This is a genomic window from Pseudomonas sp. R-28-1W-6 (assembly GCF_009799925.1).
GTDB lineage: Bacteria > Pseudomonadota > Gammaproteobacteria > Pseudomonadales > Pseudomonadaceae > Aquipseudomonas.
On the sequence record NZ_WELK01000004.1, the window covers coordinates 347,610 to 369,251 of the forward strand.

Sequence of the window (21,642 nt, forward strand, 5' to 3'; positions counted from 1 at the left end):
ACCGCCCGGTTTTATCCGAGAAGGAATGAGTTATGACCCAGAAATTCGACGTGGTAGTGATTGGCGCTGGCCCAGGGGGCTACGTGGCCGCCATCAAGGCCGCGCAGCTTGGTCTGAAGACCGCCTGCATCGAGAAGTATCAGGACAAGGACGGCAAGGTCGCGCTCGGCGGCACCTGCCTGAACGTCGGCTGCATTCCGTCCAAGGCGCTGCTGGACAGCTCCTACAAGTACCACGAGGCCCACGAGGGCTTCAAAGTCCATGGCATCGAAGCCAAGGGCGTGACCATCGACGTGCCGGCCATGGTCGCGCGCAAGAACACCATCATCAAGAACCTGACCGGCGGCGTCGCCGGCCTGTTCAAGTCCAACGGCGTCACCCTGCTGGAAGGCCACGGCAAGCTGCTGGCCGGCAAGAAGGTTGAAGTCACCGGTACCGACGGCTCCGTGCAGATCGTCGAAGCCGAGAACGTGATCCTCGCCTCCGGTTCGCGTCCGGTCGACATCCCGCCGGCCCCGGTCGACCAGGATGTGATCGTCGACTCCACCGGCGCCCTGGAATTCCAGGCCGTGCCGAAGAAGCTGGGCGTGATCGGCGCCGGCGTGATCGGCCTGGAACTGGGCTCGGTCTGGGCCCGCCTGGGCGCCGAAGTCACCGTGCTGGAGGCCATGGACAAGTTCCTCGCCGCCGCCGACGAGCAGATCTCCAAGGAAGCCCTGAAAATCCTCGGCAAGCAGGGTCTGGACATCCGCCTGGGTGCCCGCGTGACCGGCAGCGAAGTGAAGAAGAAGCAGGTGACTGTGACCTTCACCGACGCCAACGGCGAGCAGAAGCTGACCTTCGACAAGCTGATCGTCGCGGTCGGCCGTCGCCCGGTCACCACCAACCTGCTGGCCGCCGACAGCGGCGTGACCCTCGACGAGCGCGGCTTCATCTTCGTCGACGACTACTGCGCCACCAGCGTACCGGGCGTCTACGCCATCGGTGACGTGGTGCGCGGCGCGATGCTGGCGCACAAGGCCTCGGAAGAGGGCGTGATGGTCGCCGAGCGCATCAAGGGCCACAAGGCGCAGATGAACTACGACCTGGTGCCGTCAGTGATCTACACCCACCCGGAAATCGCCTGGGTCGGCAAGACCGAGCAGCAACTGAAAGGCGAGGGCGTTGAAATCAACGTCGGTACCTTCCCGTTCGCCGCTAGCGGTCGCGCCATGGCCGCCAACGACACCGCCGGTCTGGTCAAGGTCATCGCCGATGCCAAGACCGACCGCGTGCTGGGCGTGCATGTGATCGGCCCAAGCGCTGCCGAACTGGTGCAGCAGGGCGCGATCGGCATGGAGTTCGGCACCAGCGCCGAAGACCTCGGCATGATGGTGTTCTCGCACCCGACCCTGTCCGAAGCCCTGCACGAAGCGGCCTTGGCGGTGAATGGCCATGCCATCCACATCGCCAACCGCAAGAAGCGCTAAGCGACGTTAGACAATGCAACGCCTGGCCTCGGTCGGGCGTTCAATCGCAGGAAAACCAAGGCGGGCGGCCCGCGGCAGACCTACACGGCCTGGCGCAGGAATGTCCGCCTGGACTGCTAACCAGAGCAGTCAAAGGTGGCGCGGCGCCTTCGAGCGCAGCGTCGAATGCGCAATACCTAAACGAAGAACGGTAGATAAGCATGAATCTTCACGAGTATCAGGGTAAGCAGCTGTTCGCTGAGTACGGCCTGCCGGTTTCCACTGGCTTCGCCGTGGACACCCCGGAAGACGCGGCTGCGGCCTGCGACAAGATCGGTGGCAGCGAGTGGGTTGTCAAAGCCCAGGTGCACGCCGGTGGCCGCGGTAAAGCGGGCGGCGTCAAGCTGGTCAAGAACAAGGAAGACGCCAAGGCGTTTGCCGCCCAGTGGCTGGGCAAGCGTCTGGTGACCTACCAGACTGACGCCAATGGCCAGCCGGTCAGCAAGATCCTGGTCGAGTCGTGCACCGACATCGACAAGGAGCTGTACCTCGGCGCAGTCGTCGACCGTTCCAGCCGCCGCATCGTGTTCATGGCTTCCACCGAAGGTGGCGTGGACATCGAGAAAGTCGCCCACGACACTCCCGAGAAGATCCTCAAGGCCACCATCGACCCGCTGGTTGGCGCGCAGCCCTACCAGGGCCGCGAGCTGGCTTTCCAGCTGGGCCTGAAGGGCGACCAGATCAAGCAGTTCACCCACATCTTCGTCGGCCTGGCCAAGCTGTTCCAGGACTACGACCTGGCACTGCTGGAAGTGAACCCGCTGGTGATCAAGAAAGACGGCAACCTGCACTGCCTGGACGCCAAGATCAACATCGACAGCAACGCCATGTACCGCCAGCCCAAGCTGCGCGCCATGCATGACCCGTCGCAGGACGATCCGCGCGAAGCCCACGCGGCCAAGTTCGAACTGAACTACGTCGCCCTGGAAGGCAACATCGGCTGCATGGTCAACGGTGCCGGCCTGGCCATGGGGACCATGGACATCGTCAACCTGCACGGCGGTAAACCGGCCAACTTCCTCGACGTAGGTGGCGGCGCGACCAAAGAGCGCGTGACCGAAGCGTTCAAGATCATCCTGTCCGACAGCAACGTCGCGGCCGTACTGGTCAACATCTTCGGCGGCATCGTGCGTTGCGACATGATTGCCGAAGGCATCATCGGCGCCGTGAAGGAAGTCGGCGTGAAGATTCCGGTCGTGGTTCGTCTGGAAGGCAACAACGCTGAACTGGGCGCCAAGGTCCTGGCCGAAAGCGGCCTGAACATCATCGCGGCAACCAGCCTGACCGACGCTGCCGAGCAAGTCGTCAAAGCTGCGGAGGGCAAGTAATGAGCGTCCTGATCAATAAAGACACCAAAGTCATCTGCCAGGGCTTCACCGGCTCGCAGGGCACTTTCCACTCCGAACAAGCCATCGCCTACGGCACCAAGATGGTTGGCGGCGTGACTCCGGGCAAGGGCGGTACCACTCACCTGGGCCTGCCGGTGTTCAACACCGTCAAGGAAGCCGTAGAAGCCACCGGCGCCACCGCATCGGTGATCTACGTTCCGGCTCCGTTCTGCAAGGACTCGATCCTGGAAGCAGCCTTCGGCGGCATCAAGCTGATCGTCTGCATCACCGAAGGCATCGCGACCATCGACATGCTGGAAGCCAAGGTCAAGTGCGACGAGCTGGGCGTGACCCTGATCGGCCCGAACTGCCCGGGCGTGATCACTCCCGGCGAGTGCAAGATCGGCATCATGCCCGGTCACATCCACCTGCCAGGCAAGGTCGGCATCGTGTCGCGTTCCGGCACCCTGACCTATGAAGCCGTGAAGCAGACCACTGACGCCGGTTTCGGTCAGTCCACCTGCGTGGGCATCGGCGGTGACCCGATCCCGGGCTCCAACTTCATCGACATCCTGAAGCTGTTCCAGGAAGACCCGAAGACCGAGGCTATCGTGATGATCGGCGAGATCGGCGGTTCGGCTGAAGAAGAAGCCGCTGCCTACATCAAGGCCAACGTGACCAAGCCGGTGGTGTCCTACATCGCTGGCGTCACCGCGCCGCCCGGCAAGCGCATGGGCCACGCCGGCGCCATCATCTCCGGTGGCAAGGGCACTGCGGACGAGAAGTTCGCCGCCCTGCAGGACGCCGGTGTGAAAACCGTGCGTTCGCTGGCCGACATCGGCAAGGCCCTGGCCGAGCTGACCGGTTGGGAAGTCAAGAAGGCCTGAGGCTGACTTGATCGGAAAAAGGCCACCTTCGGGTGGCCTTTTTCTTTTCTGCCTATGCAGTCAGGAAATTGTGTCGAGGCGACAAAATGTTGCGTCCGATCGACAGCTCGACCGCTGCCCACCGCGTGGCCTGGGGAAAATCGTTAGGCTAGCAACTATATGCCTGACAAGGCCCCACAAGGGCTGCTCGCGGGCTCCGGTGATTGGCCTTGAAGCGGGTCGATGACGTTTCCCAATCCAGGGGAAACCTGCTGTTTTCCGATGAATTCCTGCCAGTGGTACGCCCTCCTATGACTCGTTTGAAAAGCCTTGACCTCATGGCCCTCGGCTTCATGACCTTCGCCCTGTTCCTCGGCGCCGGCAACATCATCTTCCCGCCCAGCGCCGGCATGGCCGCCGGGGAAAGCGTGTGGTCCGCCGCCATCGGCTTCCTGATCACCGGGGTCGGCTTGCCGCTGCTCACCGTGGTCGCCCTGGCCCGCGTCGGTGGCGGCATGCAGGCGCTCACCGCGCCGCTCGGGCGCAAGGCCGGCACCGCGCTGGCGGTGGCCGTGTACCTGGCCATCGGCCCGCTGTTCGCCACCCCGCGTACCGCGGTGGTGTCGTTCGAGATGGGCGTAGCGCCGTTCACCGGCAATGATGGCGCGCCGCTGCTGATCTACACCCTGGCGTATTTCGCCGCCGTGCTGTTCCTCGCGCTGAATCCGGGCAAGCTGGTCGACAGCATCGGCAAGTTCATCACCCCGGTGCTGCTGGCCGGCCTCCTGGTGCTCGGCGGTGCGGCGCTGCTGGCGCCGGCCGGCGCGATCGGCGAGACCAGCGAGAGCTACCGGGCCATGCCGTTCGTGCAGGGCTTCCTGCAGGGCTACCTGACCATGGATACCCTCGGCGCGCTGGTGTTCGGCATCGTCATCGCCACCGCCATTCGTGGTCGCGGGGTCAGCGACAGCCGCCTGGTGACGCGCTACTCGGTGATCGCCGGGCTGATTGCCGCGGCCGGGCTGTCGCTGGTCTACCTGTCGCTGTTCTACCTTGGCGCCACCAGCCAGGGCATCGCCGGCGATGCGCAGAATGGCGTGCAGATCCTCACCGCCTATGTGCAGTACACCTTCGGCACACCGGGCAGCCTGCTGCTGGCCCTGGTGATCACCCTGGCCTGCCTGACCACCGCGGTGGGCCTGCTGACCGCCTGCGGCGAATACTTCAGCGAGCTGCTGCCGGTGTCCTACCGCAAGGTGGTGCTGGCCTTCGGCCTGTTCAGCCTGCTGGTGTCCAACCAGGGCCTGACCCAGCTGATCAGCGTGTCGGTGCCGGTGCTGGTCGGTCTGTATCCGCTGGCCATCGTGCTGGTCGGCCTGAGCCTGCTTGGCCGCTTCTGGTGCGCGGCGCCGCGGGTGTTCGTCCCGGTGATGCTGGTGACCTTGCTGTTCGGCCTGGCCGATGCCTTTAACGCCGCCGGTTTCAAGGCCCTGGTGCCGCAGTTCCTCGGCCATCTGCCGCTGGCGGCGCAAGGGCTGGGCTGGGTGGTACCGGTGGCGGTGACCCTGTTGCTTGCCGCGGTGGCGGATCGGTTGCGCGGTGAGGCGCAACCGGAAGCCTGCTGACCCCTCTGCGACGCGCCTTCTGGCGCGTCGCTGCTATTCTTTGGCACTTGTGCCGCCCATCTGCGCCCGATCACCGATTGCTGCCTGGGTGGCACTGCCGGACAATCCCGTCATGTCTTCCGTGCAGCCCGCCACCATGTCGCAATCCGTGTTCTTCGCCCACGCCAACGGCTTTCCCTCGGCCACCTACGGCAAGCTGTTCGCCGCCCTGGCTCCCGACTACCGGGTGCAGCACCTGGAGCAGCACGCTCATGACCCGCGCTTCCCGGTGGACGACAACTGGCAGAACCTGGTCGATGAGCTGATCGCGCACCTTGAAGCCCAGCAAGAACCGGTCTGGGGTGTCGGCCATTCCCTCGGCGGGGTGCTCCACTACCATGCCGCGCTGCGCCGGCCCGAGCTGTATCGCGGCGTGGTGATGCTCGACTCGCCCTTGCTGACCCGTGTCGACCAACTGGTGATCCGCGCGGCCAAGCGTTTCGGCTTTATCGACCGGATCACCCCAGCGGGGAGAACCGTGGGCCGCCGCGAGGCGTTCGAGGATGTCGCCGAGGCGCGCCGCTACTTCGCCGGCAAGAGCCTGTTCAGCCGCTTCGATCCGCAATGCCTGGATGACTATGTGCAGCACGGCCTGCGCCCCGACGACAACGGCCTGCGCCTGCGCTTCGACCCGGCCACCGAGATCAGCATCTACCGCAGCGTGCCGCACACCAGCCCGGGCCGCCCGCAGCAGTTGCAGGTGCCGCTGGCCTTGGTGCGCGGCCGGCAGAGCAGGGTGGTGCTGGCGCACCACGCGCGCCTGGTCAACCGGGTGCCCAAGGGCGAATACCACAACCTGCCGGGTGGGCACATGTTCCCCCTGGAGCGCCCGCAGGACACCGCGCGCCTGCTGCGCGAACTGTTCGCTCGCTGGCAGGGCCAGGACATGGAGCGCAGCGCATGAGCTTCAGCGTCGAGGAAACCCGCTTCAGCCTGCCGCACGTGGAACTGGCCGCGCACCTGTTCGGCCCCGAGGACGGCATCCCGGTAATCGCCCTGCATGGCTGGCTGGACAACGCCATGACCTATGCGCGCCTGGCGCCCAAGCTGCAGGGGCTGCGCATCGTCGCCCTGGACTTCGCCGGCCACGGCCACTCCGGGCATTACGCGGCCAACTCCAGCTACAGCATGTGGGAGTACCTGGAGGACGTGCTGCTGGTGGCCGAGCAGCTTGGCTGGCAGCGCTTCAGCCTGATGGGCCATTCCCTCGGCGGCATCATCTCGACCCTGCTGGCCGCCGCCGTGCCGGAGCGCGTCGAGCGCCTGGCGCTGATCGACGGCCTGATTCCCTTCACCGGCGAGGCCGATGGCGCGGCCAAGCGCCTGGGCGATGCATTGCGCGCGCGCCTGGCCGTGCGCGACAAGCGCAAGCCGGTGTACCCGAATCAGGAGCGTGCGGTGCAGGCGCGCATGCAGGGCGTGGTCGCGGTCAGTCGCGAGGCGGCCGAGCTGCTCGCCCAGCGGGGCCTGGAGCCGGTGCAGGGCGGCTACACCTGGCGCACCGATATCCGCCTGACCCTGCCGTCGGTGATGCGCCTGACCTTCGCCCATGTCGAGCAGTTCGTGGGCAGCGTGCAGTGCCCGGTCAGCCTGGTGCTGGCCGAAGGCGGGCAGATGGCGGTCGAACCGCGGATCGCCCAGCTGCTCGCGGGGCGGCATTTCGAGGTGCACACCTTGCCGGGCGGGCACCACCTGCATCTCAACGACGAGGCCGGCGCCCAGCAGGTTGCAGACTGTTTCAATCGATTCTTCGCGCACGCTTGACTTGCCCCTGACAACTGCCGAGGCTGGCCGGACTGTTACCGGAGCCTCGCATGATCGACCTCTACACCGCTGCGACACCCAATGGCCACAAGGTCTCCATCGCCCTCGAGGAGATGGGGCTGCCCTACAGGGTGCACGCACTGTCCTTCGACAAGAAGGAGCAGAAGACTCCCGAGTTTCTGCGCATCAATCCCAACGGGCGCATCCCGGCCATAGTCGACGACGGCTTTGCCGTGTTCGAGTCCGGTGCCATCCTGCTCTATCTGGCCGAGAAGACCGGCCAGCTGCTGCCAACCGATGCCAAGGGCCGCTCGCGGGTGATCCAGTGGCTGATGTTCCAGATGGGCGGGGTGGGGCCGATGCAGGGCCAGGCCAACGTGTTCTTCCGCTATTTCCCGGAGAAGCTGCAGGGCGCCATCGACCGCTACCAGCACGAGACCCGGCGCCTCTACGCAGTGCTCGATACGCGCCTGGGCGAGGCCGAATACCTGGCCGGCGACTACAGCATTGCCGATATCGCCACCTTTCCCTGGGTACGGGTGCATGACTGGGCCGGGGTCTCGGTGGATGGCCTTCCGCACCTGCAGCGCTGGCTGGCGGCCATCGACGCCCGCCCGGCGGTGCAGCGCGGCCTGCAGGTGCCGACGCGGCCCACGGACGAAGACGCGCTGGTGAAGACCGCGCAGACCATGCTGACACGCTGAGGATCGGATGCTTTCCAGACTGTGTTTTTGCCTGTTGCTCGCCAGCGCCCCGGCGCTGGCCGCGGACCTGCCCGGCAGCCAGGATCTCGAGGTGCTCGCGCGCTTTCCGCGCAGCGAAATCGTCGACTACCGGGATGTTGCCACCCTCGAACGCCGCTATCCGCTCGGTGCGGTGCAGCGCATCAGCAGCCAGTTGCGCCTGGAGGGCGAAGTGCTCGCCGAGGGCCGCCTGCGCGCGCTGACCTATCGGCTGCCGGATGAACACGCGCCGCGCGAGGCGCTGAACGCCGCCCGCCAGGCGCTGCTGGGGCAGGGCGCCCACCTGCTGTACTGGTGCGAGGGGCGCGAGTGCGGCTCCAGCAGCCTGTGGGCCAACGCCATCTTCGCCAACGCCAAGCTGTACGGCCCGGAGGAGCGGCAGAGCTACATGCTGCTGCACCTGGCGGCGCCGCAGCAGGACAGCCTGCTGGCCCTGTACGGCATCACCCGCGGCAACCGCCGGGCCTACCTGCATGTGGAGCAGCTGGACGCCAACACTTCGCTGGCCGAGCTGCTGCCCGGTGCGACCACGCTGCTGCGTCAGCTGCGCGAACAGGGCCAGCTGGCCCTGCCACACCTTGGGGCGCCGGATGCGGCCTGGAGCGAATTGCTGGCCCGCACCCTGAACCTCGACAGCACCTTGCGGGTCAGTTTGTCTGGCGCCAATGCCCCGGCCTGGCGGGCCGCTCTGGAGGAGCAGGGGGTACGCGCAACCCGCCTGGAACTGGGTGCGCCGAGCGGCACCGGCCTGCTGCTGCAACAATTACGCTGAATGCTGGGCAAACGGGCCACACTTGCTGGCCCATCGGGATTTTTTTGCAGGACCTTTGCAATGCTGAACAATGATCGCCTGTTGGTGCAGATTCTCCTGCTGGTGCTGCTGGGCGCCTGTGCCTGGGTGCTGGCACCGTTCTTCTCGGCGCTGTTCTGGGCCGCCGTGCTGGCGTTTGCCAGCTGGCCGCTGATGCGCCTGCTGACGCGCACGCTCAAGGGGCGGGAAAACACTGCCGCAGCAATACTCACCGGCTGCTGGATGATCCTGGTGGCGGTGCCGCTGGTCTGGCTGGGCTTCAACCTGGCCGACCATATCCGTGACGCCACCGAGCTGTTCAAGGGCTTCCAGGTCGATGGCCTGCCGGACCCGCCGGGCTGGCTGGGCCAATTGCCGCTGGTGGGCGAGCGCCTGGTCGGGCTGTGGAATCGCATCGACGAGGAAGGAGTGGCCCTGTTTGCCGCCATCCGTCCTTACCTGGGCCAGGTCGGCAACTGGTTGCTGGCGCGCAGCGCACAGATCGGTGGCGGCATGCTCGAACTGGCGCTGAGCCTGGTGCTGGTGTTCTTCTTCTACCGCGACGGGCCGCGCATGGCGGCTTTCGTGAAAAGCATGCTGCAGCGCCTGATCGGCGATCGCGCCGGGCACTATCAGGAGCTGGTCGCCGGCACGGTGCAGCGGGTGGTCAACGGGGTGATCGGCACCGCTGCGGCCCAGGGGCTGCTGGCTCTGATCGGCTTCTATATTGCCGGGGTGCCGGGCGCCCTGGTGCTGGGCATCGTCACCTTCATCCTCAGCCTGATTCCCATGGGCCCGCCGCTGGTCTGGGTGCCGGCCACGGCCTGGCTGGTCAGCCAGGGCGAATATGGCTTCGCCGTGTTCCTCGGCATCTGGGGCATGTTCGTCATCAGCGGCGTGGACAACGTGCTCAAGCCCTACCTGATCAGCCGCGGCGGCAACCTGCCGCTGGTGGTGGTGCTGCTCGGCGTGTTCGGCGGCATCCTGGCCTTCGGCTTCATGGGCCTGTTCCTCGGCCCGACCCTGCTGGCAGTGGCCTTCAGCCTGCTCGGTGACTGGGTCAACAGCGTGCCGAAGGAGTCGGTGCAGGCTGTTTCCATGGTCAGCGAGGAGCAGCGCGACTGAGCCCGACGCGTGCTCGTCCGGCCACGCCTGGCAGCGCCGTGGGCCTGTTCGATCCGCTTGGCATCCTGCGCAATTTCTTGCCAGTCGCCTTGGTCGCCCCCCCCGGCCAATGGTAGCCTTGCCCGGCTTTTCGGCTGCCCTGGCAGCCCAAGCCGGGCGCCGCAAGGTGCCTCGCCTCAGGCCGCGGAACGCTCCACCAGAGAGCGGCCGCGGACGCAGGGAAGAACCAACACAACATAACGGACAATCTGCGAGTCATCTCATGAAAAAATCTGCAGGCATCGCTGTAGGCGTCATCGTGGTCCTGGGTGCATTGGGCACGGCCGGGGCCTGGTATACCGGCAAGCAACTGCCCTCCGTGCTGGAAGCCTCGATCAAGCAGGCCAACGAGGAAATGGCCAAGGCCCTGCCGGCCGTGGGCATCAATGTCTCGATCGAGCTGCTGTCGCTGGATCGCGAATTCTTCAGCAGCAATGCGCGCTACCGCATCAAGTTCTCCGGCCCGCAGGACGGCGAGTTGCCGAGCAACCTGGAGTGGGTGGTCAACGACCGCATCGAGCATGGCCCGTTCCCGCTGTCGCGCCTGAAGGCCTTCAAGCTGATGCCGGTGATGGCCAGCAGCAACTATGCCCTGGAGCAGAGCCCGGAGCTGGAAAAGTGGTTTGCCGCAACCAATGGCGTATCGCCGCTCAATGGCCAGGTCAGCCTGGGTTACGACCGCTCCGTCAGTGGCACCCTGGAGCTGGAACCGCTGCAGCTGCCGCTGGATGAAAGCACCCACCTCAGCTTCAGCGGCCTGACCCTCGACCTCGACAGCAGCGCCGATGGCCGCGCTGTCAGCGGCCGTGGCCAGATGGACAGCCTGAAAGTCACCTCCAGCCTCAGCGACGCGCCGATGAGCATCGAGTTCAAGGACCTCAGCCTGGACAGCGACCTGAGCAAGGGCAGCAGCGAGTTCTACCTGGGCAGCAACGAAGTGCGCCTGAAGACCATCGCGCTGTCGTTCGGCAGCGACAACAAGCCGCTGTTGCTGAAGGATGTGGTGCAGCGCGACGAGACCTCGGAAAACGGCGACTTCCTCGCCGCCCGTTACAGCTACGACGTCGGCATGATCAGCTATGACGGTCGCGACATCGCCAGCTCGCAGATGGTCTGGAGCCTGAAGAACCTCGACAGCAAGGCCCTGCAATCGATGGTCGCGCTGTACGGCGACCTGATGCAGGCCGACTGGCAGTACCAGAAGACCAGCAGCGCCAGCGGCATGCCGGAGCTTTCCGCCGAGCAGGAAGCCAAGCTCAAGGCCGATCTGCAGCAGCTGCTGGCCGGCAAGCCGGGCCTGGCCCTGGAGAAACTGGCCTTCAAGACCGCCAATGGCGAGAGCAGCTTCAAGCTGGCCCTGGATATCGGCAAGCCGGCATCCCTCGACCTGCCGGCGCCGGAGCTGGCCAAGCAGCTGATCAGTCAGCTCGATGCCAAGCTGGTGGTTTCCAAGCCGATGATCGGTGACGTGGTCAGCGCCCAGGCGGCGATTTCCGGCGAAACCGACCAGGAGGCCATCGCCGGTCAGGCGCAGATGATGACCGAGATGGCCAGCGGCATGCTGCTGGCCACCGAACTGGCGACCCAGCAGGGCAATGACATCGTCTCCAGCCTGCACTACGCCAACGACCAGGTGGACTTCAACGGCAAGAAGATGACCGTCGAGGAGTTCGTCGGCATGGCCCTGGCCATGGGCGGCGGCCTGGGTGGCGGTCTGGGCGCTCCGGCGCTGGACGACGAGGCCCCGGCGCTGCTGGAGGAAGACGACGCCTACGAAGGCGACGCCGAACAGCAGTAATAGCTCAGGCGGCCGCGGGGTGACCCGCGGCGCCGGTGGCAACGGCCAACCCATCCGCGTCAGCGGGTCGGTTGGCCGTTTTGTTTGGCGCGGCCGCAATTGCAAGCTCTGGGCTGGATCGAGGCACAACGCGCTGCAGCCCAGCGAGCCCAGCCCGCGGCTGTTGCGCCCGCTAGCTCAGGCGGACAGATCCAGCAGGCCGGCGCTGCTCTGGTACCGCTTGAGCCGCTTGGCGATCAGCCGGGGCGTTATCTTCCTCGCTGCCGTCCTGGCTCCGGGGCGCTCGGGCAGCAATTCAGGGCATGCCCCGGTACAGGCGCCATGGGCCTCGGGACAGGGGCGGGTATCGGCACCAGGTCTGCCCTGTAACGGTTCGGCTGCAAAGCCCCCGGCTGCGTTCCCCAGGCCGGGGCCGGGCGCTTCTTTACGCATTCTTTATGCCCCGCCGAAGGTCCGCCACTCGTCCCTTTACGCCCTCCCTGCCGACAATTCGCTCAAGGCGGTAACCACCGCAACCAGGAGCACAGACATGAGCATTCTCGACGGGGTGTCCTTAGGCCTAGCCGCGGGACTTTTTATTTATCTGCTGGTCGCGCTGCTGCGCGCCGAGCGTAGCTAGGGGGCGTCATGCAAGTCCAAGACTACTGGCTGATCCTGGCCTTCTTCGTGCTGGTGCTGCTGCCGGCGCCGTTTCTCGGGCGCTACTTCTACCGCGCGATGGAAGGGCAGAAGACTCTGCTGAGCCCGATCTTCCAGCCCATCGAGCGCCTCTGTTACCGCCTGGCCGGCATCGACAGCCAGGCCGAGCAGGACTGGAAGACCTACAGCCTGGCGCTGCTGGCCTTCACCCTGGCCAGCCTGCTGGCGCTGTTCGCCATCCTCATGCTGCAAGGCGTGCTGCCGCTCAACCCGCAAGGGATGGCCGGCCTGGAGTGGACCCTGGCGTTCAACACCGCGGTGAGCTTCGTCACCAACACCAACTGGCAGGCCTACAGCGGCGAGGCGGCGCTCAGCTACTTCAGCCAGATGGTCGGCCTGACGGTACAAAACTTCGTCAGCCCGGCGGTCGGCCTGGCCGTGCTGGTGGTGTTCTGCCGCGGCATCGCCCGCCGTTCGAGCAACAGCGTCGGCAACTTCTGGGTCGATCTGACCCGCGCCACCCTCTACGGCCTGCTGCCGCTGTGCCTGGTGCTGGCGCTGCTGCTGGTCTGGCAGGGGGTTCCGCAAACCTTCCTCGAGTACGTCACCGCGCACACCCTGTCGGGTGCTGATCAGGTCGTACCGCTCGGCCCGGCGGCCAGCCAGATCGCCATCAAGCAGCTCGGCACCAACGGTGGCGGCTTCTTCGGCGTCAACTCGGCGCACCCGTTCGAGAACCCCACGGCCTGGAGCAACCTGTTCGAGGTGGCATCGATCATCCTGATCCCGGTGGCCCTGCTGTTCACCTTCGGCCACTACGTCAAGGACCTGCGCCAGAGTCGCGCGCTGCTGGCCAGCATGCTGATCCTGTTCGTCGCAGGCCTCGCCATGACCCTGTGGGCCGAATACCAGCCGAACCCGGCCCTGGCCGCACTGCCGATCGAGCAGGTCGGTTCGCTGGAAGGCAAGGAAAGCCGCTTCGGCACCGCCGCCTCGGCCCTCTGGGCGGTGACCACCACGGCCGCCTCCAATGGCTCGGTCAACGCCATGCACGACAGCTTCAGCGCCATCGGCGGGATGCTGCCGATGTTCAACATGATGCTCGGCGAGATCATCTTCGGCGGTGTCGGCGCCGGCCTGTACGGCATGCTGCTGTTCGTCCTGATCGCGGTGTTCCTCGCCGGCCTGATGATCGGCCGCACCCCGGAATACCTCGGCAAGAAGCTGGAAGCCAAGGAAGTCCGCCTGCTGGTCGCCACCCTGCTGGTGATGCCGGTCGGTGTGCTGGTGCTCGGCGCCCTGGCCGCCAGCCTGTCGGTCCCGGCGGCCTCGGTGAGCAATCCCGGTGCCCACGGTTTCAGCCAGATCCTCTACGCCTACACCTCGGGTAGCGCCAACAACGGCTCGGCCTTCGCTGGCTTCGGCGCCAACACGCCGTATCACAACCTGATGCTCGGCCTGGCCATGCTGATCGGCCGCTTCGGCTACATCCTGCCGATCCTCGCCATCGCCGGCAGCCTGGCGGCGAAGAAGCGCGCACCGCTGGGCAGCAACAGCTTCCCGACCCACGGCCCGCTGTTCGTCACCCTGCTGACCTTGACCATCCTGCTGGTCGGTGGCCTGACCTTCCTGCCGGCACTGGCCCTGGGCCCGATCGCCGAGCACCTGACCCTGTTCCAGGGCTTCTAAGGGAGAACCATGATGAACGCCCGTACCCAACCTGAAAGCAAGGCGCTGAAAAGCGCCAAGCACCAGCCGAAAACCGCCTTCGCCGTGTTGTGGCAACCCGCACTGCGCCAGGCTTTCGTCAAGCTCGATCCGCGCCAGTTGCAACGCGCGCCGGTGATGCTGGTGGTCGAACTGACGGCCATTCTCACCACCGTGCTGTGCTTCATCCCCAACCCGGCCGTTTCGGTCGGCCTGGCCGTGCAGATCGCCCTGTGGCTGTGGTTCACCGTGCTGTTCGCCAACTTCGCCGAGGCCCTCGCCGAGGGCCGTGGCAAGGCCCGCGCCGACAGCCTCAAGGCTGGTAGTCAGGGCCTCACCGCCCGCCGTCAGGCCCTGCCGGGGCAGTACCAGGCGGTGGCCGCCAGCAGCCTGCGTCGAGGCGACATCGTGCGGGTCGAGGCCGGCGAGCTGATTCCCGGCGACGGCGAGGTCATCGAAGGCATCGCCGCGGTCAACGAAGCGGCCATCACCGGCGAATCCGCACCGGTGATCCGCGAGTCCGGTGGCGACCGTTCGGCCGTGACCAGCAACACCCGCGTGGTGTCCGACTGGCTGCTGGTCAAGATCACCGCCAACCCGGGCGAGTCGACCCTGGACCGGATGATCGCCCTGGTCGAAGGCGCCAAGCGGCAGAAGACCCCCAACGAAGTGGCGCTGGACATCCTGCTGATCGGCCTGACCCTGATCTTCCTGCTGGTGGTGGCGACCCTGCAGCCGTTCGCCCGCTATGCCGGTGGCGACCTGCCGCTGGTGTATCTGGTGGCACTGCTGGTGACCCTGATCCCGACCACCATCGGCGGCCTGCTCTCGGCCATCGGCATCGCCGGCATGGACCGCCTGGTGCGCCTCAACGTGATCGCCAAGTCCGGCCGTGCGGTGGAAGCCGCCGGGGACGTGCACGTGCTGCTGCTGGACAAGACCGGCACCATCACCTTCGGCAACCGGCGCTGCAGCGCGATGATCAAGGCGCCGGGGGTGTCCGCCAAGGATCTGACGGAAGCGGCCCTGCTGGCCTCGCTGGCCGATGACACCGCCGAAGGCAAGTCGATCGTCGAGTACCTGCGGGCCTTGAGCCCGATGCAGGAGCCGCAGCGCAGCGCGATCAAGTCGATTGCCTTCAGCGCCGAGACCCGCCTGTCCGGTGCCGACTGGAATGGCCACAGCTACCGCAAGGGTGCGGTGGATGCGGTGCTCGATTACCTCAACCTGAGTCGCGACGAGGTGCCGACCGCGCTGGCCCGCGAGATCGAGAAGATCGCCCAGAGCGGTGGCACGCCCTTGCTGGTGGCCGGCGATGGTCGCCTGCTGGGCGCCATCCATCTCAAGGACGTGGTCAAGCCGGGCATCCGTGAGCGTTTCGCCGAGCTGCGCGCCATGGGCATCCGCACCGTGATGGTCACCGGCGACAACCCGCTGACCGCCGCCGCCATCGCCGCCGAAGCCGGCGTCGATGACCTGATCGCCGAAGCCACGCCGGAGAAGAAACTGCAACGCATCCGTTCCGAGCAGGCCGAAGGCAAGATGGTTGCCATGTGCGGTGACGGGGCCAACGACGCGCCGGCGCTGGCCCAGGCCGACGTCGGCCTGGCGATGAACGACGGTACCCAGGCCGCCCGCGAGGCCGCCAACCTGGTCGATCTGGACAGCGACCCGACCAAGCTGCTCGACGTGGTGCAGGTGGGCAAGGAGCTGCTGGTGACCCGTGGCGCGCTGACCACCTTCTCGGTGGCCAACGACGTGGCCAAGTACTTCGCCATCCTGCCGGCGCTGTTCGCCGGCATCTACCCGCAGCTCGGCGCGCTCAACCTGATGCAGCTGCACAGCCCGCAGAGCGCGATTCTCTCGGCCATCGTGTTCAACGCGCTGATCATCGTCGCCCTGATTCCTCTGGCCCTGCGCGGGGTACGGGTGCAGGCGCTGGATGCCGCCAGCCTGTTGCGGCGCAACCTGCTGATCTACGGCCTGGGCGGCCTGCTGGCGCCCTTTGTCGGGATCAAGCTGATCGATGTGCTGCTGGTGGCCGTCGGGCTGGTGTGAAGCTGCTCCCCCTCTCCCAAGGGGAGAGGGGACTCGTCAACGAATTCGGAGAGTCATCATGTTCAAGCAAATCCGCCCAGCCCTCAGCGTGCTGGCGTTCATGACCCTGGTCACCGGTGTCGCCTATCCGCTGGCCGTCACCGCCATTGCCCAGCTGGCGTTCCCCGAGCAGGCCAATGGCAGCCTGATCACCGATGCTCAAGGCGAGGTACGCGGCAGCCGCCTGCTGGCGCAGAACTTCGAGGGTACCCAGTGGTTCCAGCCGCGCCCGTCGGCGGCCGGCTTCGCCACCGTGTCCAGCGGCGCGAGCAACCTGGCACCGAGCAACCCGGCACTGGCCGAACGCATCGCCAAGGACGCCCAGCGTCTGTCGGGCGAAGGGCAGGGGCCGGTGCCGATGCAGCTGGTCACCACCTCGGCCAGCGGCCTCGACCCGCACCTGTCGCCGGCCGCGGCGCGCTTCCAGATCGCCCGCATCGCCGAAGCGCGCGGTATTTCGGCGGGCAGTCTGGAGCGCTTGGTGGAGCAGCACGTGGAACAGCCGCTGGTGGGGCCGACCGTGGTCAACGTGCTGGCGCTCAACCTGGCCCTGGCCGACAATCGCGCCATTGCCCAAGCCGAGTAAGTTCATGAGTGATGCCGCCCGCGCCGATGCCCTGCTGGCCGACATGCCCCGCGAGGGGCGCGGCCGGCTGAAAGTCTTTCTCGGTGCGGCGCCCGGCGTGGGCAAGACCTTCGCCATGCTGCAGGCGGCGCAGGCGCAATTGCGCCAGGGCGTCGACCTGCGTGCCGGGGTGGTCGAGACCCACGGCCGCGCGGAAACCGAGGCGATGCTCGCCGGTCTGCCGCAGCAGCCTCTGCGCCGCCTGGAATACCGCGGCGTGCTGATGAACGAGATGGATCTCGACGGCATCCTGGCCCAGCCGCCCAAGCTGGTGCTGGTGGATGAGCTGGCCCACAGCAACGCGCCGGGCAGTCGGCACAGCAAGCGCTGGCAGGACGTGCAGGAACTGCTCGACGCCGGCATCGACGTCTATACCACGGTCAACGTGCAGCACCTGGAGGCGCTGAATGATCAGGTGCGCGACATCACCGGCGTGCAGGTACGCGAGACCCTGCCGGACTGGGTGCTGCAGGAAGCCGACGAGATCCTGCTGATCGACCTGCCGCCGCGCGAGCTGCTGGAGCGCCTGCGCGAAGGCAAGGTGTACGTGCCGGAGCAGGCGCGCGCGGCCATCGATGCCTTCTTCAGCCAGACCAACCTCACCGCCCTGCGCGAGTTGGCCATGCAGACCGCCGCCGCGCGGGTCGACGCCGATCTCAACCGCCGTTACCGCCTGCAGGGCCAGGAGGCGCCGAGCGTGCGCGGGCGGCTGCTGCTCGGCATCGACGGCGATGCCCAGGCCGAACGCCTGGTGCGGCATGCCAGCCGGGTGGCCGAGCGCCGGCATCTGCCCTGGTCGGTGGTGCATGTGGATACCGGCGGCGAGCGCGACGAGCAGCGCCTGAGCAACCTGCAGGCGGCCCAGCAACTGGCCGAACGCCTGGGTGGCGAGGTGGTCAGCCTGCGCGGCGGGGAAGTGGCCCGCACCCTGATTGAACACGCCCGCGAACGCCGCGCCAGCCTGATCCTGGTCGGCCGCAGCCGTCAGCGCCTGCGCCGCCGCTGGTTCGGCCGCGGCCTGGCCGAACGCTTGTTGGCCAGGGGCAAGGGCCTGGAGATAAGCGTGCTGGATGGCGAGGCGGACCAGGCCCTGCCGATGCCGCGCACGCGCCAACCACTGGCCTGGCGCGACTACCTGCTGGCCTTGCTGGCTACTGCCGGCGCGACGGCCATTGCCCTGGGGTTGTCCCGGGTGCTGGAGCTGCCGAACATCTCCCTGATCTTCCTCGCCGCCGTGCTGGTGGTGGCGGTGCGCAGCAGCCTGGGCCCGGCCCTGGCCTGCGCCGGGCTGTCGTTCCTGGCCTACAACTTCCTGTTCATTCCGCCGACCTTCACCCTGCTCATCGAGCGCCAGCAGGATGTGCTGACCCTGCTGTTCTTCCTGCTGATGGCCGGGCTGACCGGCAATCTGGCCAGCCGCCAGCGCCGCCAGTTGCAGGCCCTGCGCCAGACCCAGGCGGAAACCACGGCGCTGCTGGAACTGTCGCGCAAGCTGACCGCCGCCACCGACCGCCAGGCCGTGCTGGCGGCGGCGCTGCAGCAGTTCGCCCTGTGGCACGAGGTGGAGGTCAGCCTGCTGGCGCGCAGCACGGACGGCGTGTGGAAGGTCGAGGCCGGCGTGCAGCGCCTGCTCGCCGAACAGGAGCGCGCCGCCGCCGACTGGTCCTGGCAGCACGGCCAGCCGGCCGGCCTGGGCACCGGCACCCTGCCGGGCGGGCGCTGGTGGTGGTGGCCTTTGTCCGGCGAGGAGGGGCCGCTGGCCCTGCTCGGCGTCAGCCCCAGGGATGGCCGGCCGCTGCCGCCGGAGCAGCGCCGCCTGATTGCCGCCCTCGGCCAGCCGCTGGCCCAGGCCCTGGAGCGCGCGCAACTGGCCGAGGATCTGGAAGCCGCACGCCTGCACGGGCAGACCGAGGAGCTGCGCAGTGCGCTGCTGGCCTCGGTGTCCCATGACCTGCGCACGCCGCTGACCGCCATGCGCGGCTCGATCGACAGCCTGCTGGCCCTCGGCGAGCAGATCCCCCTGGCCGACCGCCGCGAGTTGCTCGAAGGCACCCGCGACGAGGCCGAACGCCTCGACCGCTATATCCAGAACCTGCTGGACATGACCCGCCTCGGCCATGGCGGCCTGAAGCTGGCGCGCGACTGGGTGGCGCCGGCCGACATAGTCGCCAGCGCCGTGCAACGCCTGCGTCCGGTGCTGGCACCGCTGCGGGTCGAGGTGGTGATCCCCGGCGAGCTGCCGCTGCTGTATGTGCATGCGGCGCTGATCGAACAGGCGCTGGTCAATGTGCTGGAGAACGCCGCGCGCTTCTCGCCGAGCCAGGGCCGCCTGCGCGTGGCCGTGGAGGCGGATGGCGCCGAGCTGCGCTTCGCCGTCAGCGACCAGGGCCCGGGGATTCCCGAGCACGAACGGGAGAAGATCTTCGACATGTTCTACACCGCGGCGCGCGGCGATCGTGGCGGCCAGGGCACCGGCCTGGGCCTGGCGATCTGCCAGGGCATGCTCGGCGCCCACGGCGGGCGGGTCACGGTGGGCGAGGGCCTGGAAGGCCGCGGCGCAACCCTGACCCTGCACTTGCCGCTGCACCCGCAACCCTTGCCGGAAGATGAATCCGCATGATGAGCAATCCCCCGACCATCCTGGTGATCGACGACGAAGCGCAGATCCGCAAGTTCCTGCGCATCAGCCTCAATGCCCAGGGCTACAAGGTGCTGGAAGGCGCCAATGGCGGCGAGGGCCTGGCCCAGGCTGCCCTGGGCAAGCCGGACCTGGTGGTGCTCGACCTCGGCCTGCCGGACCTGGATGGCCAGCAGGTGCTGCGCGAACTGCGCGAGTGGTCGCAGGTGCCGGTGCTGGTGCTCTCGGTGCGCGCCGGCGAAGGCGAGAAGGTGCTGGCCCTGGACGGCGGCGCCAACGACTACGTGACCAAGCCGTTCGGCATCCAGGAGTTCCTCGCCAGGGTGCGGGTGCTGCTGCGCCAGGCCGGCAACGGCGAACAGGCACAGGCGGTGGTCCATAGCGGACCGCTGAGCCTGGACTTCGCCTACCGCCGGGTGAGCCTGAACGGCGCGGAAGTCGCACTGACGCGAAAGGAATACGCGGTGCTGGCCATGCTCGCCCGCCATCTGGGCCGGGTGGTGACCCAGCAGCAGCTGCTCAAGGACATCTGGGGCCCGACCCATGTCGAGGACAGCCACTACCTGCGCGTGGTGGTCGGTCATCTGCGGCAGAAGCTCGGTGACGACCCCGCCGCGCCGCGTTTCATCGTCACCGAGGCGGGTGTGGGTTACCGCCTGCTGGAGCTGTAAGGACCCGGCGCAGTGCAGGTCCTGCCAGGCCTGCACCCTGCGCCGTAGAAGGTGGCTACGGCGGGAGGCTAGGGGTGCTCGCGTTCGTAGCGGTCCAGGGTGTCGCTGGCGATCTGCCGGCCGAGCATGATCAGCTCCGGCGCCTTGTGGAACTCGAAGAAGCGGCACACGCGCTTGGGGATGTTGATCAGGATGTCCGGCGGGTAGCCGGCGATCTTGTACTGGGTCAGCGAGGACTGCATGACTTCGAAGCTCTGGTTGACCAGTTCCAGCAGCGAGGCCGGGCCGACAGTGCTCAGCACATGGGAGCTGCTGGCCGACTTGGGCGCGGCCTCTGCCGCGGTCTTGCGGCGGGGCGCGGGCGGTTCCAGCCAGGGGTTGGCCTCCACCAGCAGCTCGCCTTCCTCCTCCTCGTCGACTTCGCGCTTGAGAAAGGGCAGGCGCGAGCTGAGCGAGCCCATCAGCTGGTCGACGCGGTTCTTGAATACCGCCGGGCGCTCGATCACCGGCAACTGGTACTGGTTCTGGTTCTGCGAGTTGAGGTTGACCGCGATGATCAGGTCGCAGTGGCTGGCCACCACCGGCACGATCGGCAGCGGATTGAGCAGGCCTCCGTCGACCAGCATGCGGTTGCCCTGGGTGACCGGGGTGAACAGGCTGGGAATCGCCGCGGAGGCGCGCATGGCCTTGTGCAGGCAGCCTTCCTGGAACCAGATCTCCTGCTGGTTGGTCAGGTCGGTGGCCACCGCCGTGTAGGGGATCGCCAGGTCTTCGATGTCGATCTCGCCGATGAGGTCGTGGATCTTGCCGAAGACCTTCTCGCCGCGGATCGCGCCAAGCCGGAAGCTCACATCGAGCAGGCGCAGCACGTCGAGGTAGTCCAGGCTCTCGGTCCACTCGCGGTATTCGCGCAGCTTGCCGGCGGCGTAGATGCCACCGACCACCGCGCCCATGGAGCAGCCGGCGACGCAGCCGATTTCATAACCGCGGGCTTCCAGCTCTTCGATCACGCCGATGTGCGCGTACCCGCGCGCGCCGCCGGAACCCAGTACCAGTGCGACTTTCTTGCTCATTGCCAATCCCCATACGCATACCCTGAACATACCTGCGCCGCAGCGTGGCGCCAAGGCCGCATTTGCTAGACTCTTGCCTGGCGGTTCGCCATCCTGGCGCCCGCCGAAGATTTGCGGCACCCTGCGCCGGATTTCGGCCGCGCCCTGTGCCCGGGAGCGCCTGTGAAGTGGCGCATATGGCGCCACGCGACTGCCGCAACCTGCGGCAGCATACGGATTGCTCAGGCACTTTTTTGCGCTGCAGTACTCCATAAGACACTTGTCGTTCAGGAGCATCATCCATGAAGAAACTCACTTTGCTGGCGCTGCTGGTCGTGTTGGTCAGCGGCTGCGCCGGGGCAAACAAGACCGCCTACCGTGACAGCTGCGCCAACCAGCTGGATGCCGCCTGGCGCGAACTGGATCTGGCCAAGGCCGAAGGCTTTGCCGGCACGGTCAGCTACTCCAAGGCCCTGTCGCTGCTGACCGGAGCCAAGACCCAGCAGCAGTTCGAGGCCTTCGAGGGCTGTGCGGCCAAGGCGCAGAAGGCCCGCTTCTACATCCGCGAGTCGCGTGCCGGGCGTTGAG

18 protein-coding genes are annotated in these 21,642 nt (G+C 67.0%); 17 read left to right on the forward strand and 1 reads right to left on the reverse strand.

The genetic code is table 11. The features are described from left to right. The first annotated feature begins 32 nt into the window (after positions 1–32). The 16 genes from lpdA to F3I62_RS11490 all read left to right on the forward strand — a co-directional run bounded on the left by lpdA (position 33) and on the right by F3I62_RS11490 (position 20,002). Positions 33–1,469: a dihydrolipoyl dehydrogenase gene (gene lpdA / locus F3I62_RS11415; RefSeq protein WP_160489752.1), complete on the forward strand. Its 1,437-nt coding sequence runs from the start codon at positions 33–35 to the stop codon at positions 1,467–1,469. Positions 1,470–1,669: 200 nt separating this feature from the next. Further along, positions 1,670–2,836, forward strand: coding sequence for an ADP-forming succinate--CoA ligase subunit beta (sucC, locus tag F3I62_RS11420; RefSeq protein ID WP_160489753.1), 1,167 nt, complete (start codon positions 1,670–1,672; stop codon positions 2,834–2,836). After that, positions 2,836–3,723, forward strand: coding sequence for a succinate--CoA ligase subunit alpha (sucD, locus tag F3I62_RS11425; protein WP_160489754.1), 888 nt, complete (start codon positions 2,836–2,838; stop codon positions 3,721–3,723). The genes sucC and sucD overlap by 1 nt, the downstream gene beginning before the upstream one ends. A gap of 290 nt (positions 3,724–4,013) precedes the next feature. After that, the gene (gene brnQ / locus F3I62_RS11430) at positions 4,014–5,327 is read left to right on the forward strand and encodes a branched-chain amino acid transport system II carrier protein (RefSeq protein ID WP_160489755.1); all 1,314 of its coding nucleotides are present in this window, start codon (positions 4,014–4,016) and stop codon (positions 5,325–5,327) included. A 136-nt stretch (positions 5,328–5,463) separates the two neighbouring features. Beyond that, positions 5,464–6,270 (forward strand): alpha/beta fold hydrolase, encoded by an 807-nt coding sequence (locus tag F3I62_RS11435; RefSeq protein WP_160489830.1) that lies wholly within the window; start codon positions 5,464–5,466, stop codon positions 6,268–6,270. Continuing rightward, on the forward strand, positions 6,267–7,130 hold the full coding sequence (locus F3I62_RS11440) for an alpha/beta fold hydrolase (RefSeq protein WP_160489756.1): 864 nt from the start codon (positions 6,267–6,269) through the stop codon (positions 7,128–7,130). The genes F3I62_RS11435 and F3I62_RS11440 overlap by 4 nt, the downstream gene beginning before the upstream one ends. Before the next feature lie 50 nt (positions 7,131–7,180). Further along, positions 7,181–7,834 (forward strand): glutathione S-transferase family protein, encoded by a 654-nt coding sequence (locus tag F3I62_RS11445; protein ID WP_160489757.1) that lies wholly within the window; start codon positions 7,181–7,183, stop codon positions 7,832–7,834. A gap of 7 nt (positions 7,835–7,841) precedes the next feature. Then, a complete protein-coding gene (locus tag F3I62_RS11450) occupies positions 7,842–8,645 on the forward strand; it encodes a DUF4892 domain-containing protein (RefSeq protein ID WP_160489758.1) in 804 nt (267 codons plus the stop codon). Positions 8,646–8,705: 60 nt separating this feature from the next. Next, the gene (locus F3I62_RS11455; protein ID WP_160489759.1) at positions 8,706–9,788 is read left to right on the forward strand and encodes an AI-2E family transporter; all 1,083 of its coding nucleotides are present in this window, start codon (positions 8,706–8,708) and stop codon (positions 9,786–9,788) included. A gap of 262 nt (positions 9,789–10,050) precedes the next feature. After that, positions 10,051–11,625, forward strand: a complete 1,575-nt coding sequence (locus F3I62_RS11460; protein WP_160489760.1) for a YdgA family protein — start codon at positions 10,051–10,053, stop codon at positions 11,623–11,625. Between the two features lie 529 nt (positions 11,626–12,154). Further along, positions 12,155–12,244 carry a K(+)-transporting ATPase subunit F gene (kdpF, locus tag F3I62_RS11465; RefSeq protein WP_160489761.1) on the forward strand — a complete coding sequence of 30 codons (90 nt, stop codon included), beginning with the start codon at positions 12,155–12,157 and terminating at the stop codon, positions 12,242–12,244. 8 nt (positions 12,245–12,252) lie between these two features. Further along, positions 12,253–13,953, forward strand: coding sequence for a potassium-transporting ATPase subunit KdpA (gene kdpA, locus F3I62_RS11470; RefSeq protein WP_160489762.1), 1,701 nt, complete (start codon positions 12,253–12,255; stop codon positions 13,951–13,953). A 12-nt stretch (positions 13,954–13,965) separates the two neighbouring features. After that, positions 13,966–16,029, forward strand: a complete 2,064-nt coding sequence (gene kdpB, locus F3I62_RS11475) for a potassium-transporting ATPase subunit KdpB (RefSeq protein WP_160489763.1) — start codon at positions 13,966–13,968, stop codon at positions 16,027–16,029. Positions 16,030–16,087: 58 nt separating this feature from the next. Beyond that, positions 16,088–16,654 (forward strand): potassium-transporting ATPase subunit KdpC, encoded by a 567-nt coding sequence (kdpC, locus tag F3I62_RS11480; RefSeq protein WP_160489764.1) that lies wholly within the window; start codon positions 16,088–16,090, stop codon positions 16,652–16,654. Positions 16,655–16,658: 4 nt separating this feature from the next. Beyond that, complete coding sequence (locus tag F3I62_RS11485; RefSeq protein ID WP_160489765.1) at positions 16,659–19,313, forward strand: sensor histidine kinase KdpD; 2,655 nt, start codon at positions 16,659–16,661, stop codon at positions 19,311–19,313. Continuing rightward, positions 19,313–20,002, forward strand: coding sequence for a response regulator (locus F3I62_RS11490; RefSeq protein WP_160489831.1), 690 nt, complete (start codon positions 19,313–19,315; stop codon positions 20,000–20,002). The genes F3I62_RS11485 and F3I62_RS11490 overlap by 1 nt, the downstream gene beginning before the upstream one ends. Positions 20,003–20,070: 68 nt before the next feature. On the opposite strand, the gene F3I62_RS11495 is transcribed toward F3I62_RS11490, so the two are convergent. Beyond that, positions 20,071–21,075: a patatin-like phospholipase family protein gene (locus tag F3I62_RS11495; RefSeq protein WP_160489766.1), complete on the reverse strand. Its 1,005-nt coding sequence runs from the start codon at positions 21,073–21,075 to the stop codon at positions 20,071–20,073. A gap of 281 nt (positions 21,076–21,356) precedes the next feature. Here F3I62_RS11495 and F3I62_RS11500 point away from each other — a divergent pair, with 281 nt between their 5' ends. After that, positions 21,357–21,641, forward strand: a complete 285-nt coding sequence (locus F3I62_RS11500) for a hypothetical protein (RefSeq protein ID WP_160489767.1) — start codon at positions 21,357–21,359, stop codon at positions 21,639–21,641. Position 21,642: the final 1 nt, after the last annotated feature.